Origin of the sequence: Comamonas sp. MYb396, assembly GCF_037479555.1 — a bacterium.
Lineage (GTDB): Bacteria > Pseudomonadota > Gammaproteobacteria > Burkholderiales > Burkholderiaceae_C > Comamonas.
This window is the reverse complement of record NZ_JBBGYU010000013.1, coordinates 33,842-49,019: the sequence shown is the minus strand read 5'-3', so window position 1 is coordinate 49,019 and position 15,178 is coordinate 33,842. Positions and strand designations below refer to the sequence as shown.

The 15,178-nt window shown below is 65.4% G+C and carries 18 protein-coding genes; 12 read left to right on the top strand and 6 right to left on the bottom strand.

Annotated elements, in window-relative coordinates; genetic code table 11:
• Window positions 1-72: 72 nt before the first annotated feature.
• On the bottom strand, window positions 73-801 hold the full coding sequence (locus WH265_RS23330) for an NUDIX hydrolase (protein ID WP_339559819.1): 729 nt from the start codon (window positions 799-801) through the stop codon (window positions 73-75).
• Window positions 802-939: 138 nt separating this feature from the next.
• On the opposite strand from WH265_RS23330, the gene WH265_RS23325 reads away from it, so the two are divergent.
• From WH265_RS23325 to WH265_RS23295, 7 genes are read left to right on the top strand one after another with little or no spacing between them, the layout of a single operon-like run.
• Window positions 940-1,530, top strand: a complete 591-nt coding sequence (locus tag WH265_RS23325) for an RNA 2'-phosphotransferase (RefSeq protein ID WP_339559818.1) — start codon at window positions 940-942, stop codon at window positions 1,528-1,530.
• Window positions 1,527-2,141, top strand: coding sequence for an HAD family hydrolase (locus tag WH265_RS23320; RefSeq protein ID WP_339559817.1), 615 nt, complete (start codon window positions 1,527-1,529; stop codon window positions 2,139-2,141). Before WH265_RS23325 ends, WH265_RS23320 begins: the two co-directional genes overlap by 4 nt.
• 15 nt (window positions 2,142-2,156) lie before the next feature.
• A complete protein-coding gene (locus WH265_RS23315) occupies window positions 2,157-2,732 on the top strand; it encodes an NADAR family protein (protein ID WP_339559816.1) in 576 nt (191 codons plus the stop codon).
• Window positions 2,732-3,667, top strand: a complete 936-nt coding sequence (locus WH265_RS23310; RefSeq protein WP_339559815.1) for an ADP-ribosylglycohydrolase family protein — start codon at window positions 2,732-2,734, stop codon at window positions 3,665-3,667. The genes WH265_RS23315 and WH265_RS23310 overlap by 1 nt, the downstream gene beginning before the upstream one ends.
• 33 nt (window positions 3,668-3,700) lie before the next feature.
• Window positions 3,701-3,946 (top strand): hypothetical protein, encoded by a 246-nt coding sequence (locus WH265_RS23305; protein ID WP_133859063.1) that lies wholly within the window; start codon window positions 3,701-3,703, stop codon window positions 3,944-3,946.
• Between the two features lie 5 nt (window positions 3,947-3,951).
• Complete coding sequence (gene tadA / locus WH265_RS23300; RefSeq protein WP_339559814.1) at window positions 3,952-5,457, top strand: tRNA adenosine(34) deaminase TadA; 1,506 nt, start codon at window positions 3,952-3,954, stop codon at window positions 5,455-5,457.
• Between the two features lie 58 nt (window positions 5,458-5,515).
• Window positions 5,516-6,757, top strand: a complete 1,242-nt coding sequence (locus WH265_RS23295) for a PLP-dependent transferase (protein WP_339559813.1) — start codon at window positions 5,516-5,518, stop codon at window positions 6,755-6,757.
• 50 nt (window positions 6,758-6,807) lie between these two features.
• Here WH265_RS23295 and WH265_RS23290 read toward each other — a convergent pair whose 3' ends face one another.
• Entirely contained in the window at window positions 6,808-7,422 is a 615-nt protein-coding gene (locus WH265_RS23290; protein ID WP_339559812.1) for an arylesterase, read from the bottom strand.
• 79 nt (window positions 7,423-7,501) lie between these two features.
• Between WH265_RS23290 and WH265_RS23285 the strand changes: the two genes are divergently transcribed.
• From WH265_RS23285 to WH265_RS23265, 5 genes are all read left to right on the top strand, one after another.
• Window positions 7,502-8,215 (top strand): ABC transporter ATP-binding protein, encoded by a 714-nt coding sequence (locus WH265_RS23285; protein ID WP_052329949.1) that lies wholly within the window; start codon window positions 7,502-7,504, stop codon window positions 8,213-8,215.
• A gap of 265 nt (window positions 8,216-8,480) precedes the next feature.
• Entirely contained in the window at window positions 8,481-9,077 is a 597-nt protein-coding gene (locus WH265_RS23280; protein ID WP_339559811.1) for a phosphatase PAP2 family protein, read from the top strand.
• A gap of 3 nt (window positions 9,078-9,080) precedes the next feature.
• Window positions 9,081-10,697 carry an ArnT family glycosyltransferase gene (locus WH265_RS23275; RefSeq protein ID WP_339559810.1) on the top strand — a complete coding sequence of 539 codons (1,617 nt, stop codon included), beginning with the start codon at window positions 9,081-9,083 and terminating at the stop codon, window positions 10,695-10,697.
• 114 nt (window positions 10,698-10,811) lie between these two features.
• Window positions 10,812-11,369, top strand: a complete 558-nt coding sequence (locus tag WH265_RS23270; protein ID WP_339559809.1) for an NADPH-dependent FMN reductase — start codon at window positions 10,812-10,814, stop codon at window positions 11,367-11,369.
• Between the two features lie 135 nt (window positions 11,370-11,504).
• Window positions 11,505-12,173, top strand: a complete 669-nt coding sequence (locus WH265_RS23265; RefSeq protein ID WP_339537243.1) for an alpha/beta hydrolase — start codon at window positions 11,505-11,507, stop codon at window positions 12,171-12,173.
• A 9-nt stretch (window positions 12,174-12,182) separates the two neighbouring features.
• Here WH265_RS23265 and WH265_RS23260 read toward each other — a convergent pair whose 3' ends face one another.
• The 4 genes from WH265_RS23260 to WH265_RS23245 all read right to left on the bottom strand — a co-directional run bounded on the left by WH265_RS23260 (window position 12,183) and on the right by WH265_RS23245 (window position 15,043).
• Entirely contained in the window at window positions 12,183-13,007 is an 825-nt protein-coding gene (locus WH265_RS23260) for a M90 family metallopeptidase (RefSeq protein ID WP_339559808.1), read from the bottom strand.
• 1 nt (window position 13,008) lies between these two features.
• Window positions 13,009-13,866, bottom strand: coding sequence for a UDP-2,3-diacylglucosamine diphosphatase (locus tag WH265_RS23255; RefSeq protein ID WP_339537245.1), 858 nt, complete (start codon window positions 13,864-13,866; stop codon window positions 13,009-13,011).
• 17 nt (window positions 13,867-13,883) lie between these two features.
• The gene (locus WH265_RS23250) at window positions 13,884-14,390 is read right to left on the bottom strand and encodes a peptidylprolyl isomerase (protein WP_339559807.1); all 507 of its coding nucleotides are present in this window, start codon (window positions 14,388-14,390) and stop codon (window positions 13,884-13,886) included.
• 68 nt (window positions 14,391-14,458) lie between these two features.
• The gene (locus WH265_RS23245) at window positions 14,459-15,043 is read right to left on the bottom strand and encodes a peptidylprolyl isomerase (protein WP_116925078.1); all 585 of its coding nucleotides are present in this window, start codon (window positions 15,041-15,043) and stop codon (window positions 14,459-14,461) included.
• Window positions 15,044-15,178: the final 135 nt, after the last annotated feature.

The following is a 15,178-nucleotide window of genomic DNA, read 5'->3' as shown; positions in this document are numbered from 1 at the left end:
TCGGAGATAAGCTGACTGCAGTGCCAGCCCAAGCACCATACCGACCCGGTTTATCCCCTGGTCCAGCCCGGTTCAGCCGCGCGGGCTGAAGGTGCGCGGAAATACCACCGGCGCGCTGCGGTCGGCCAGGCGGTAGCCCATGGCCGGGCGGTTGGAGGGCCCCTCGACATGCCCGGTCTCATGCAGAAACTGCGCCGCCAGCATGCGGGTGCGAAAGCCGCTCTTGTCTACCGGCCGTCCCAGCACTGTCTCGTATACCTGCTGGAGCTGGGGCAGGGTAAAGGGCTCGGGCAGCAAAAACGCAGGCAGCGAGGTGTACTCGACCTTGCCGCGCAGCCGATCGACCGCAGCGCGCAGGATCTCGCTGTGGTCAAAGGCGAGAGGGGGGCCATCGCAGATGGCATCGACCTCGAACCAGGCCACATCGGCCGCATTGGCGCCCTTGGCCAAGGTCAAGGGCTGCGCAGCGATCAACGCAAAGTAGACATGGGTGGCCGACCAGCCACGCGGATCCCGGCTGCGCCCGCCCCAGCTGCCCAGCTGCTCCAGGTAGGGGCTGGCGACATTGGTCTTCTCGCGCAGCTTGCGGTTGGCGCAGGCCTGCAGATCGCTGTCCTGCGCCACATCGACAAAGCCCCCGGGCAGCGCCCACCGCCCGGGGAAGGGCTCGGAGCCCGATACCGGCCGCTGCACCAGCAAGACCTTCAAGGCCCCGTCCAGCACGCTGAAAATCACCACATCCACGGTGGTGTAGGGTCGTACAAAATCAACGGGTTGGTAGCTGGCAGCGGTGGAAGCCATAAAAAACCTTGACGGATGGAAAAGCTAGTTGTATTGTACAACTCATGTAAGTTGTTCAGTACAACTTACAGCATGAGAGAGTGGTGCAGACAGGAGGCCAGCGCTCTCACCGATACATAACAACAAGAAAGACAGATGATGACTTTTAACCAACCAACCAAAGACACCCAGGTCGGCGAGCAGTCCGCCACCATGACCCGCCGCAGCAAGCTGCTCAGCCTGGTGCTGCGGCACAGCCCTCAGGCCATTGGCCTTCAGCTCGATGCCGCAGGCTGGGCGCACACGGGCGAACTGCTTGCCTGCCTGGCCCGCAGTGGCAAAGCCATGAGCCTGGCGCAATTGCAGGCGGTGGTGGCGAACTGCGCCAAGCAGCGCTTTGCGTTCAGCGAGGACGGCAAGCGCATCCGGGCCAACCAGGGGCATTCGGTCACCGTCGAGCTGCAACTGGCCCCCAGCACCCCACCCGATGCGCTCTACCACGGTACGGCGACCCGCTTTCTTGAGGCGATCCTGGCGCAAGGCTTGCAACGCCAAAAGCGCCACCATGTGCACCTGTCGGCCAGCATCGAGACGGCTGGCGCGGTAGGGCGGCGCCACGGCAAGCTGGCCTTGCTGCGGGTGGATGCGGCGCGCATGGTCGCCAATGGCCATGTGTTCTATTGCTCGGACAATGGCGTCTGGTTGACCGACGCCGTGCCCGTGGCTTACCTGCAGAGGCTGGACGCATGAGCGGCCATCGCGTATTGGCGCTGGATGCCGATGGCGTGCTGCTCGACTACAACCTGGCCTATGCCGGTGCCTGGCAGCGTGCTTTTGGCCGCTACCCTGCCTTGCGCAACCCCCATGCCTACTGGGCGGCAGACCGCTGGGATGTGGAGCGGCTGAACGGCGAGGCGCTGCACCAATTTCGCGCAGGCTTGGATGCGCAGTTCTGGTCCGCCCTGCCTGCTGTACCCGGTGCGCTGGAGGCTTGCCAGCAACTGGTGGCCGCCGGCTTCGAGTTGGTATGCCTGACCGCACTGCCTCTCCAATTTGCCCAGGCAAGGCTGGCCAACCTGCGTGCCCATGGCTTTCCGATTGCGCGGGTGATCGCTACTGGCAACGATGCCAGCGCCGGCAGCCCCAAGGCCACAGCGCTGGCCCAGCTGCAGCCGCTGGCCTTTGTGGATGACTATTTACCGAACTTTGCGGGCCTGCCAGAAGGCATCCATGGCGCCTTGGTGCTGCGCGAACCCGAGGGCAGCCCCAACTGCGGGCCGGCACTGCAACAACTGCATTCCACCCATGCCAGCCTGGCCGCGTTTGCGCACTGGTGGCTGGTTGAGAAACAAGAGAACTGAGATAAGAGAATGGACATGACGCATACCAACGACAGCATCCGCTCCGTCCCCGAACTGCTCGCGCAGATCCGGGCAGGCCATCAGCCCCGCTACCTGTTTTTCTGGGGCCACCAGCCCGAGGCCGATGGGCGTGTCGGCAAGGGTTGCCTGAGCCAGTGGTTTGAGGCCGGGTTCACGGTGGACGGCGCGCACTACCGCAGCGCCGAGCACTTCATGATGGCCGAGAAGGCGCGGCTGTTTGGCGATGACGAAGCGCGGGCCAAGATTTTGCAATGCGCCAGCCCGGCGCAGGCCAAGGCGCTGGGCCGCACGGTGCGGGGTTTTGACAGCGAGCGCTGGAACGCGGCCTGCTTTGACATCGTCGTGCGCGGCAATGCGGCCAAGTTTGGCCAGAACGCGGGTTTGCAGGACTACCTGCTGACGACCGGGGAGCGCGTGCTGGTGGAGGCCAGCCCGGTGGATGCCATCTGGGGCATTGGCCTGGCGGCGCAGGATGCGCTGGCCCAGCAGCCTGAGCACTGGCGCGGTCTCAACCTGCTGGGCTTTGCGCTGATGGTGGCGCGCGCGCAGCTGCGCAGCGGAGGCCAGTGATGCCGCCTACCTTGGATCGCTTTCAAGGCGCATTGCTGGGCCTGGCCTGCGGCGATGCGGTGGGCACCACGGTCGAGTTCCAGCCGCGCGGCAGCTTTGTGCCGCTGACGGACATGGTGGGCGGGGGCCCGTTCTCGCTGCGCGCGGGCCAGTGGACCGATGACACCTCAATGGCGCTGTGCCTGGCCGAGAGCCTGGTCTCCAAGGGCGATTGCGACCCGGCCGACCAGATGGCACGCTATGCCAACTGGTACCAGTGGGGTTACTGGAGCGCTACCGGCCATTGCTTTGACATTGGCATGGCCACGCGGGAAGCTTTGCAAAGGTTCTTGTTAACCGGCAATCCGCTGGCTGGCAGCACGGACCCGCACAGCGCGGGCAATGGCTCGATCATGCGGCTGGCACCTGTGGCGCTGCGCTTTTGCGGCGATGAGCAGCATCTGCAAGACAAGGCAGCACTCAGCTCGCAAACCACGCATGGCGCGGCGGAGTGCCTGGATGCCTGCCGCCTGCTGGCGGTCGCCATCGCCCGCGCGCTGCAGGGCCAGCCCAAAAATGAGGTGCTGGCGCTGTCCGATCTGCCGCTGGCCAGCCCCCTGCTGCAGCAGATTGCGCAAGGCCAGTACCAGGCCAAAAGCCGGGACGACATCCAGGGCTCGGGTTATGTGGTGCGCAGCCTCGAAGCAGCGCTGTGGTGCTTTGCCCGGCATGACTGCTTTGCGGACGCGGTGCTGGAGGCCGCGAATCTGGGCGACGACGCCGACACCACGGCGGCCATCACCGGCCAGATTGCGGGCGCCTTTTGGGGCGAGCAGGGCATACCGCAACACTGGCTGCAGCGGCTGCACCTGGCCGATGAGATCCGGGCGCTGGCTGTGCAGCTGTGGCAGGCCAACCAGGGCTTGCCTGCCGCTTGCCACGACGCCGCGCGATAATCAGACCCGCATACGGAATGGAGGGAGGATGCTATGCGGGCTGTATTGGGTTTGGCAGGGTTGTTGGTGGTGATGGCGATTGTGGCGTTGCTGATGAAGCAGAACATGGGCGTGACGAAGGCGCCCGCGCCCGCCGCCGTGGAAGGCGTGCCCGTGCCGCAGATTGACACCAGCAAGGATGTGAATGCACAAAGCCGGCAGATCCAGCAGCAGGTGCAGGACCAGCTGAACCAGGCGGTGCAGCAGGATGCGCAGCGCCTGAAGCAAGCCGAAGAGTGACGGTGATGGCCGACAGCCTCGTCCCCGCCAGCACCGGCGGCCAGCTGCCCCCCCAGCCCGATGATGCGCACTGGATGCGCGCTGCGCTGGAGCAGGCGTGCGCTGCGGCCGAGGCTGGCGAAGTGCCCGTGGGTGCCGTGGTGGTGCGTGATGGCCAGATCGTCGGCCGGGGCTTTAACCACCCGATTGGCGCACACGACCCCAGCGCCCATGCCGAGATCGAGGCGCTGCGCGATGCGGCCAAGCGCCTGGGCAATTACCGGCTCGATGGCTGTACCTTGTATGTCAGCTTGGAGCCCTGCGCGATGTGCGCTGGCGCCATCTTGCATGCGCGCCTGGACCGTGTGGTCTGGGGCGCTGCCGAGCCGCGCACCGGCGCTGGCGGATCAGTGCTGGACCTGTTTGCGCAGGCTGCACTGAACCACCACACCGCCGTGACCATGGGTGTGCTGGCAGACGAGGCTGCAGCCCTGCTCACCGAATTTTTTGGCAAGCGCCGCGTGCAGCAGAAACAGCAGGCGCTGGCCAGCCACCCGCTGCGCGACGACGCACTGCGTACGCCCGATGCGCTGTTTGCCCCCGCATTGGATTGCGCCTGCCCCAGCTGCTTTTACAGCGATTGGCCGGCCTTGGACGGACTGCGCCTGCATGCCAAAGACAGCGCGGGCCAGAACCCCGCGCCATCGGCCGCTGCCCGGCAATGGCTGCTGCTGCCCGGCCTGCCGGCGCAGCAAGGGCTGTTTCGCGAGCTGGCAGCCGGCCTGGCCGCGCGGGGGGACCGCGTGCTGGCCCCGGATTGGCTGGGCCTGGGGCGCAGCGACAAACCCAAAAAGGACCAGCGCCTGGGCGATGCGCAGCAGCTGGCGATGCTGCAGGACCTTATCCAGCATTTGCATCTGGATGGCGAACGGGGGCTGGTCGTCGTGGCCCATGGCGATGCCGCGCGCCTGGCCCAGGCCCTGGTGGCGCAGCAGGCTGCGCTGGGCCAGCCGGTGCAAGGGCTGTGGCTGATCAACCCGCCCAACGCCGCAGCGCCGAGCGCCGGCTACCGCCTCTGGCTGGAGCAGGTGGCGCGCAAGCCGGCGCTGGATATCGCCGCCGCACTGGGCAGCAGCGCCATGGGTGCGGCCCTGGATGCGGACCGCCAGCAGTGGGCGGCGCAGTTTCCTGACAAGGGCTACCGCGCAGGCCTGCGCGCCTGGGCACGCGATGCCTTGGCGGCGTTGGATGCGCCCGTTGTGATGCCGCGCGCATCCGCGCAAGTGCTACCTGTGCTGGTCAGCCTGGGCGAGCAAGCCCGCTGGTGGCCAGCACCTGTGCAGGGACTGGAGGCTTGGTTGGCAGCTGTCGCTACGGCGGCAGGCGGCATCGGGCCGCTGGCTTGGCAGCGCTGCGCTGGCGGCGACTGGCTACCCCTGCAAAACAGCGCGGCACTGCTGCAGGCCAGCCGCTTCTTTGAGGCGGGTGCCAAGCCCGCAGCGCTGGGCTTGGTGGCAGCGGCTTGGCGCTGAGCCTATCTGCTGCACAATAGCCCGCAGCTGTTCCGTTTTCTGACCGACTTTTTTTGCTATGAGCTCCACCCCCAAATACCAGGCACCGATCACCGGCATCATCCACCATCCCTATGCGCCAGATGCGCCTTTTGCAGCGCCGCAGCCCGGCGTGTTCAAGGCTTCGAGCGTGTTCTTCCCCAACGTGGCGGCGATGCGCAGTTGGGACTGGAAGGACAAGAGCGCCTTCACCTATGGCCTGCACGGCACGCCCACCACCTACATCCTGGAAGAGCGCATTGCCACCCTGGAAGGCGGCAGCCACTGCGTGCTGGTGCCCAGCGGCCTGGCATCGATCTCGGTGATTGGCCTGGCGCTGCTCAAGAGCGGTGACCATGTGCTGCTGCCCGACAACGTCTACGGCCCGAGCAAGGGCTTTGCCGAGAGCGAGCTGCAGCGCTTTGGCGTCAGCATCGGCTACTACGACCCGATGCGGGTCGACCATTGCGCCAGCCTGATCCAGGACAACACCCGCCTGGTCTGGCTGGAGGCCGCTGGCTCGGTCAGCATGGAGTTCCCTGATCTGGTGGGCCTTGTGCGCCTGTGCCAGCAAAAAGGCATTGCCACGGCGCTGGACAACACCTGGGGTGCGGGCCTGGCCTTCAACTGCTTTGACCTGGATGGCGACGGCAGCTACCGCACGGGCGTGGATGTGTCGGCGCATTCGCTCACCAAGTACCCCAGCGGCGGCGGTGATGTGCTGATGGGCTCCATCGTGTCGCGGGATGCTGCCGTGCACCGCAAGGTGCAGGCCACGCATATGCACCTGGGCCTGGGCGTGGGTGTGAACGATATCGAGACCGTGCTGCGCAGCCTGCCCAGCCTGGCACTGCGCTACCACGCGCAAGATGCGGCAGCCCGGCAGCTGGCCGCCTTCATGGCCGAGCAGCCCGCCGTGGTGCAACTGCTGCACCCGGCCTTTGCTGGCTCGCCGGGCCATGCGCATTGGCAGCAGCTCTGTGGCGCGGGCAGCGTGGCGGGCAAGCAGGGCGCAGCCGCAGGGCTCTTCAGCGTGGTGATCGATCCGCGCTACAGCCAGCAGCAGATTGACCTGTTCTGCGAGAGTCTGCGCCTGTTCAAACTGGCCTACAGCTGGGGCGGCCCGATCAGCCTGGTGGTGCCCTACAAGATTGGCAGCATGCGCGCGCTGGGCGACTCGCAGCTGCAGCCGGGCACGGTGGTGCGCTTTTCGATCGGACTCGAAGATGCAAACGACCTGCAACAGGATCTGGCGCAAGCGCTGCAAAAAGCCTTTGGCTAAGGGTTAGATCCCAACCTTTAAACGCCGCCAGCACCGCGCTGGCGACATTTTTATTTCATCAGCTTTTGCAGCTCGGGCCAGACATTGGCCAGCAGCTGCGGGTGGGCGCTGGCCAGTGGGTGGATGCGGTCGGCCTGGAAGTTCTTTTCCGCGTTGGGCACATCGGCCACGCCATGCAGCAAAAAGGGCACGACGGCGGTTTTCTTCTCGCGCGCCAGGCTGGTAAAGACCTGGGCAAAGTCCGTGGTGTATTTGCTGCCGTAGTTGGGCGGCACCTGCATGCCCAGCAGCAGCACCTGGGCGCCAGCCTTTTGGGCGCTGTCCACCATCGCCGCCAGGTTGGCCTGGGTGCTGGCCAGCGGCAGGCCGCGCAGCGCATCGTTGGCACCGAGCTCCAGCACGACGATGCCGGGTTTGTGCTGCGTCAGCAGCTGGCCAAAGCGGGCCCGGCCGCCGGCGGTGGTGTCACCGCTGATGCTGGCGTTGTGCACCTGGTAGGCGTTGGCGTTTTTGCTTTGTTCGAGCCTGTCCTGCAGCAGCGCCACCCAGCCGGTGCCGCGAGCAATGCCGTATTCGGCGCTGATCGAGTCGCCCACGACCAAAATCGTGGCGGGCGCCTGTGGTGCAGCCGCCTGTGCTGTAAAACCTATAGCGGCGGAGGACATCATTGACAACGCTACGATGCTGCGAAGACACCGGCGTCGCGTGACGGGTGTTCGATCATTGGAGGAAAGATTGGTTGTCATGACAGATGCAGTGCTTTCTCAATCGCAGGCGCCTGAGGCGGTGTTGGTGGCCCAGGGCCTGGGTAAATCGGTCTCGGATTCGACCGGCAGTTTGACCATTCTGCGTGATGTGGACTTTAGCATCGCGCAGGGAGAAACCGTCGCGATTGTCGGTGCATCGGGCTCGGGCAAAAGCACCTTGCTGTCGATCCTGGCGGGCCTTGATACGCCCAGCGTGGGCACGGTGCGGATTGCAGGCCAGGACCTGTTTGCGCTGAGCGAGGATGACCGGGCTGCGCTGCGTGCGCGCACGATGGGATTTGTGTTTCAGAACTTTCAATTGATGGGCAATTTGACGGCGCTGGAAAACGTGATGCTGCCCCTCGAGTTGGCCGGCCAGCGCGATGCCCGCAAGCAGGCGACTGCCATGCTCGAGCGCGTGGGCCTGGGCCAGCGCCTGTCGCACTACCCCAAGCTGCTGTCGGGTGGCGAGCAGCAGCGCGTGGCACTGGCCCGCGCCTTTGTCGTGCAGCCCGCCGTGCTGCTGGCCGACGAGCCCACGGGCAGCCTGGACTTTGCCACCGGCGAAGCCGTGATGCAGCTGGTGATGGACCTGAACCGCGAAGCGGGCACCACCTTGATCATGGTGACGCACGACCGCGCCATTGCCGCTCAGTGCCAGCGCGTGATCACTATCGCCGCCGGCGCCGTCGTCCAAGACAGCCGCATTTAGAGCCACTAATACAACCCTTGATACGTCGTTGCCCTGCCTTGTCGTACTCCTGTACTGCCTGCGGCAGGGCGCCTAGTCGGGGACGCCTAGTCTCAACCGCAAACCTGCGGTTTGCTGGGTCGTCTTAGTGGCTCTTATGTGTCTACCGCTTTTTTCCATGCATTAAGACATCGGTAAGCTCCGCCCGCCACAGTGCCAACCTACAGAGTGCGCTGTTGCCGGGTGAACACCCATCCAGAGCGGCCTTCTGCCAGAGAGGCTTGTGATGGAAGCATTGAATCTGCAATGGTTTGCATGGATGGCCGGGGGCTTTGCACCCACGGCCTGGGTGTTGGAGCTGGCCCGCTGGATGGGCATGGAAGGCGTTGCGCTGGCCGGGGCGGCGCTGCTGTGGCTGTGGTGGAAGCGGCCGGCCGACCGCCTGTACCTGCTGGGCAGTATGCTGTGCTGCGCCGCTGCCGTGTTGCTGGCGCACCAGCTGGCCGTCTGGCTGGGGCATCCCCGCCCCTTCGTGATGGGGCTGAGCCCCGCCTATATTGACCATGCCGCCCGGGGCTCACTGCCCAGCGCGCATGCCAGTTCACTCTTTACCCTGGGCTTTTGCCTGCTGTGGCTGCGGCAGTTGCGCCTGGGTGGCGCGGTCATACTGGCCGTGGCGCTGGCGGTGAGCTGGGGCCGGGTGTACTGCGGCGTGCATTTCCCGCTCGATATCGCAGCCGGCGCGGCGCTGGGCGGGGTGATTGCGCTGTTGTACGGCTGGCTGTGGCGGCATGCCGGGCCGGTGGTGCAAGACCCTGCCGAGCTCGCGCAGCAAGACGCCGCAGCGCCACGCCCTGCGCCGCAAGCGGCATCGCTGGAGTAGGGCATGCACAGCCTAGCTTCTGCGCGGGCCGTGCCCGGCCGCTTTGCCTGGACCATCGAGGCCCGCATGGCGGTCCTGGTGGCCCTTTGGCTGCTGGCGCTGGCCTGGCTGCGGCCGCTCAGCGATCCGGATGAGGGCAGGTACGCCGTGGCGGCCTTGCAGATGCTGCGCAGCGGCGACTGGGTCACGCCTGCGCTCAACGGCCTGCCGTTTTTCCACAAGCCGCCGCTCTACTACTGGCTGGCGGCCACCGGCTTCCAGCTTGCGGGTGTGCATGAATGGGTGGCGCGCCTGCCGTCGCTCTTGGGCGCCTGGCTGGCGGCCATGTCCTTGTTGGTCCTGCTCAAGCGCTATGCCAGCCAGTCGGTGGCCGTGGCTGCGGCCGTGGTGCTGGTGACCATGCCCTATACCTATATGGCCGCGCAGTACGCCAATATGGACATGCTGTTGGCCGGCTGCCTCACGGCCTGCATCTGCAGCGCCGCAATGGCGACCCTGGAGGCGCGCCAGGCCACCGGCCGTATCCGGGGCATGGCCTGGATGGGCTGGCTGGCTGCGGCGGGCGCCTGGGCCGGGTTGGGTTTTTTGGCCAAGGGCCTGATTGCGTTGGTGCTGCCCGGTATGGTCTGGGCCCTCTGGCTGGTCTGGGACCGGCGCTGGCGCCAGTGGTGGCTGCCTTTGCACGCCGCGGCATGGCTGCCGGTGCTGCTGATTGCTGGCCCCTGGGTGTTCATGGCGCAACAGCGCCACAGCGGTTTTTTCCACTACTTTTTTGTCACCCAGCACTTTCAGCGCTACACCGGCAGCAGCTTCAACAACCCCCAGCCCTGGTGGTTCTATGGCGCGGTGATCGCGCTGGCCGCCTTGCCCTGGACCGGCTGGGCGCTGGCTGCTGGCTGGCGCAGCTGGAGGCGCAAACAAACTGCCGCACCGGTATCGCTGCCAGCAGCACGGCCTGCAACGCAGACCTTGTTGCAAAGTCTGGACCGGCTGATGCTGGTCTGGTTTGCCGTCATTGTGCTGTTCTTCTCGGTGCCCCACAGCAAGATCGTGGGCTATGTGCTGCCGGCGCTGCCACCGCTGGCCTACGCGGTGGTGCGTCTGGTGCAAGCGGCTGGCTGGCAGCGCTGGGGCCGGCGCACTGCGGCCCTGGCCGCGCTGTTGTGTATGGCGCTGGCGGTGGTATTGGGCACGGTGGCCGTGCCTGCGAAGGCCCAGTGGCGCGCACTGCGCAACCTGCCGGTGCAGTCGGCCGACCGGCTGGTGATGCTGGAGCACCTGTACTACGAAGTGCCTTTTTACCTGCCCGCGATGGCCGATCCGCTGGTGGTGGACGACTGGCGCACCGAAGGCCAGCAGGCCGACAACTGGAAAAAGGAGCTGAGCGATGCCGCGCAATTTGCGCCGCAGCTGGGCAGCCGTGTCTTGCTGGATGCGCAGGGCTTGCAGGCCTATGCCTGCGCGCATCCACAGCAGCGCCTGTGGGTGGTGGGCAGCGCCGAGGCCGCCCAGCGCCAGATGCCGGTGGTGGCGGCTGCTGCACCAGCCCTGCACCTGGGCAGCACCCAGGTCTGGCAGCTGCAGGCAGGCCAGGCCTGCGGCAGTGGCATCGCGAAGTGAGTCACCGCGCGGCCATGGCCGCGCTGTTCGCCTTGGCCTACATCGGTCGTCACCAAGCAGGGGTATAACCAGAGGCTTTCCTCTCCTCTGCATGTCCTGAAAGTGAGAATGACCGTGGCAAAACCCCAAATTGGCGTGATCGTTGGCAGCAACAGCAAGACCTCGATCAACAAGCAACTGGCCCATGGCCTGGTGAACCTGGTGCAGGACCAGGCGGACTTCGAGTTCCTGGATCTGAGCGCGCTGCCGTTCTACAACCGCGACGACGATGCCGACGCCTATCCGGCGGCATTTACCGCTTTCAAAGACAAGGTGCGCAGCAAGAACGGCATCCTGTTTGTGACGCCCGAGCACAACCGCTCGGTGCCGGCCTACCTGAAAAACGCGCTGGACGGCGCCAGCCGCCCCTATGGCAGCGGTGCATGGAATGGCATCCCGGCCGGCATCATCGGCACCTCCACGGGTGGCCCGGCAACGTCGATGGCCCAGCAGCATCTGCGCAATATTCTGGTGTTCCTGGACATGCCAGCAATGGCGCAACCCGAGGGCTTTATCCGCTGGACTGATGGCTTGGTCAGCGCCGATGGCAAGGTGGCCGAGGCCAGCGAAAAGTTCTTGCGCAGCTACATGGAGCGCTTTCTGGCCTGGGTGGCTCTGCACCCGAAGAAATAAGCCATCAGCGCTGGGTAGGGGGCTGCCTTCGCTGGCAATGGCGCCCCAGCCACCGCAAGGCGTTTTGCTGTGGTTGCCACCATGGTTGCAAAGGCTGCGGTACGATGCAGCCAATTTTTTTCGACCAGGGCTGCCATGTTGAACCTTCCCCTTCACCACTTGTACCGCGCCGCTGCGGTGGATACCCCAGCACCTTGGCTGCTGGTGCTGATGCATGGCGTGGGCAGCAACGAGCAGGATCTGTTTGGCCTGGCGGGCATGGTGCCTCCGGCTTTCCATGTGCTGAGCCTGCGCGCGCCCTACACCCTTGGCCCCAGCAGCTATGCCTGGTTCCAGTTTGGCGTGAACCCCGACGGCAGCCGCACCATCGACACCGCGCAGGAAAAAGCCAGCCGCGCGCTTGTCGCACAGACCTGTGCCGAGGCAGCCCAGGCCTTGCAGATACCGGCCCAGCGGGTGGTGGTGGGTGGTTTCAGCCAGGGCGGCATCATGTCGCTGTCGGCGCTGCTGACCCAGCCGCAGCTGCTGCAGGCCATCATGGTGTGGCACAGCCGCCTTGTGCCCGAGATTGCGGCAGAGCAGGTCGCCCCGGCGCAACTGGCTGGGCGCCAAGCCTGGATCAGCCATGGCACGGCCGACAATGTGATTCCGCTGGCGCAGGCCCATGCGATTCGCGCAGCGCTGCAGGCCACGCCGCTGGAGCTGCGCTACCACGAGTACCCCTGCCGCCATGAGCTGCACCCGCAAGAGCTGCAAGACAGCATGGCCTGGCTGCAGGCGCTGACGCAGGCGCAGCGCGGCTAAGGTCCGTATTTAGCCGGCGCCCGGCCGGAACAACCCGGCCAGCATGCGGTCGAGCTGTGGCCATTCCTGCGCGAAGTGGCTGCGGTTGACAAAGAAGGCCTCGCAGGCCACTGCAAAGAACTCGGCCGGTGCAGTGGCGCCATAGCTGTCCAGCCAGGGCGCGGGCTCGCCAAAGCGCTGGGCTTTGGCGATCGCATGGCGAAAGGCATCAAAGGCCGATGCCCAGGTGCGCTCCCAGGTCTGACGTGCTTCGGCGGCGCTGGTCAGGCCCAGAAAATGGCCGGGCAGCGAGGGGTAGCCATCGGCACCGCCATTGCGCATATCGATCTTGTGGCAGAACTCGTGGATGACGACGCTGGTGCCGCGCTCGTTTTGCTGCAGCGGGTCTTGCGCAATGGCCGCCCAGCTCAAGGTGACAGGGCCATGCTGCATGGCTTCGCCTTCAAGCATCATGCGCCGGTGTGAGACCAGGCCTGCCTCGTCATGCATGTCGCGCGCAGCGACCATGGTGCCGGGGTGCACGACGATGCCCACAAAATCATCGTAGAGCGCAATCGCCTGCTGCGCCTCACCCCGGTGCAGCAGCGGCACGCAGGCCTGCGCGGCAATGGTCAGCGCCATCACATCGCTCACCACCAGGCCATGCGCGCCCGAGAACTGTTTTTGGCGCAGAAACAGCGCGCTCAAGGCGCGCAGCTTGGCTTTTTCTTCGAGCGACAGCGCTTGCAGGAACGGGTATTTTTGCAGCACCTGCAACCACAGGGCGGCGGGGATTTCGGGCACGGGGCGCGCCAGCGCGCGCAGACGTGACCAGGTGCGCTGCAGCCAGGCCATCTCAGCGTCCTTGCTGTGGCGGCCGGGCCAGGTAATCGGCCAGCGCGATACGCTGCAGGCCGGCGGCATCGATGCGCAGCACTTCGGCGCGGGCGGGTTCCAGGTCGGTGTCCCAGTCGCTCAGCACCAGGCGCTCGTGGCCCGCATCCAGCGCGTGGCGGGCAGGGCGGTGGGTGTGGCCGTGGATCAGCGTGGGCGCCTGGGCCTGCTGCAACCAGGCGAGAGCAGCCTGGGTATCCACATCGGCGGTGATCACTTCGCGCATGCGGCGCGCTTCACTTTGGCTGCGCATGGCGCCTGCCAGTTGGCGGCGCTGGGCCAGCGGTTGGGCCAGAATTTGCTGCTGCCAGGCGGGGCTGCGTGCCACCGCACGAAAGCGTTGGTATTCGGTATCTTCCACGCACAGCGCATCGCCATGGCTGAGCAGCCAGCGCTGGCCGAGAAAAGTGAGGCAGCTGGGATCGGGCAGCAATTGCATGCCGCTGCGCTCGGCAAACTGCGCGCCGATGAGAAAGTCGCGGTTGCCGTGCATGAAGAACAGGGCGCGCTGGCCACTGGCCTCGCGCAAGCTCTGGGCGCAGGCCGCTTCAAAGCTGCCGGTCTCGTCCAGCGCATCGTCGCCGACCCAGGCTTCAAACAAATCGCCCAGCATGAAGATCGCATCTGCCGTGCTGGCTTGCAGGTACCGCTGCCAGCTGTGCCAGGTCAGTGGCAGCTGGGGTTGCAGATGCAGATCGGAGATGAATTCGATGCTGCGCCAGGCGGGGGGCGCAGCGAAGGCATGGACTGCCGTGGTGGCCAACTGGGCGCGCAGCGCCTCATGGGGGTCTGCGGCGCGGGTGTCGGTTGGGCTGTCCATGCAAATGGTGGCGCCTATTACAGGGCCACCGCCTTTTCGATCAGCACTTCTTCCTTGGGCACGTCTTGGTGCATGCCCTTGGAGCCGGTCTTGACGGCCTTGATCTTGTCGATCACGTCGTTGCCCTGGACCACCTTGCCGAACACGGCATAGCCCCAGCCGCTAGGCGTGGGCGAGGTGTGGTTCAGGAAGTCGTTCTTGGCGACGTTGATGAAGAACTGGGCGGTTGCCGAGTGGGGATCGCTGGTGCGGGCCATGGCCACGGTGTACTGGTCGTTCTTCAGACCGTTTTGCGCTTCGTTCTGGATCGGCGCCTGGGTGGACTTCTGGTCCATGCCCGATGCAAAGCCGCCGCCCTGGATCATGAAGCTGTTGATCACACGGTGGAAGATCGTGCCGTCATAGTGGCCGCTCTTGACGTAGCTCAGGAAGTTCTCGGTGGACTTGGGGGCTTTGTCTGCGTCGAGTTCCAGCGTGATGACGCCGTAGTCTTTGATATGCAGTTCAACTTGTGGATTGCTCATGGTGTGTTTCCTGTTGAGAAAGGTGGGAAGGGCGCCGCAGCCCGGTTGGGGGCCAGCGGCAGGGCCATTTACTTGACGACGGTGGCCGACTTGATGATGACCGGGGTCTTGGGCACGTTCTGGTGCGGGCCGGCATTGCCGGTTTGCACGGCCTTGATCTTGTCGACCACGTCATTGCCGCTGACGACCTTGCCAAACACCGCATAGCCATGGCCATCGGGGTTGGGGGCGTTCAGCGAATCATTGTTCTGCACATTGATGAAGAACTGCGCGGTGGCCGAGTCGGGCACTGCCGTGCGGGCCATTGCAATGGTGTAGGTGTTGTTCTTGAGGCCGTTGTTGGCCTCCAGTGGGATCGGCGAGCGCGCAGGCTTTTGCTGCATATCGGGGGTGAAGCCACCGCCCTGGATCATGAAGTTGCCGATCACGCGGTGGAAGATCGTGCCGTCATAGAACTTGTCGTTCACATACTGCAGAAAGTTGGCCACCGTCTTGGGCGCCTTTTCTGGATTGAGCTCGACCACGATGTCGCCCATCGAGGTCGCCAGTTTCACGCGGGGCTGGTCCGCTGCTTGCGCGGCGCTCGTCAGCAACATGCCGCCGGCCAGTGCCAGGCCGCCCAGAATGGAAAGAGTGTGTCGTTTGGAAGGCATCGGTTTCCTCTGTCGTTGAATACGGTAGATGGCCAGCGCAGGGCGCTGCGGGGTCCGCAAGGCATCCTGCGCTGCGCGCAAATCATGGGCGTTGCAGCGTCTGCGTTTGCACGGTGTGCGTTTGCACCCTATGCG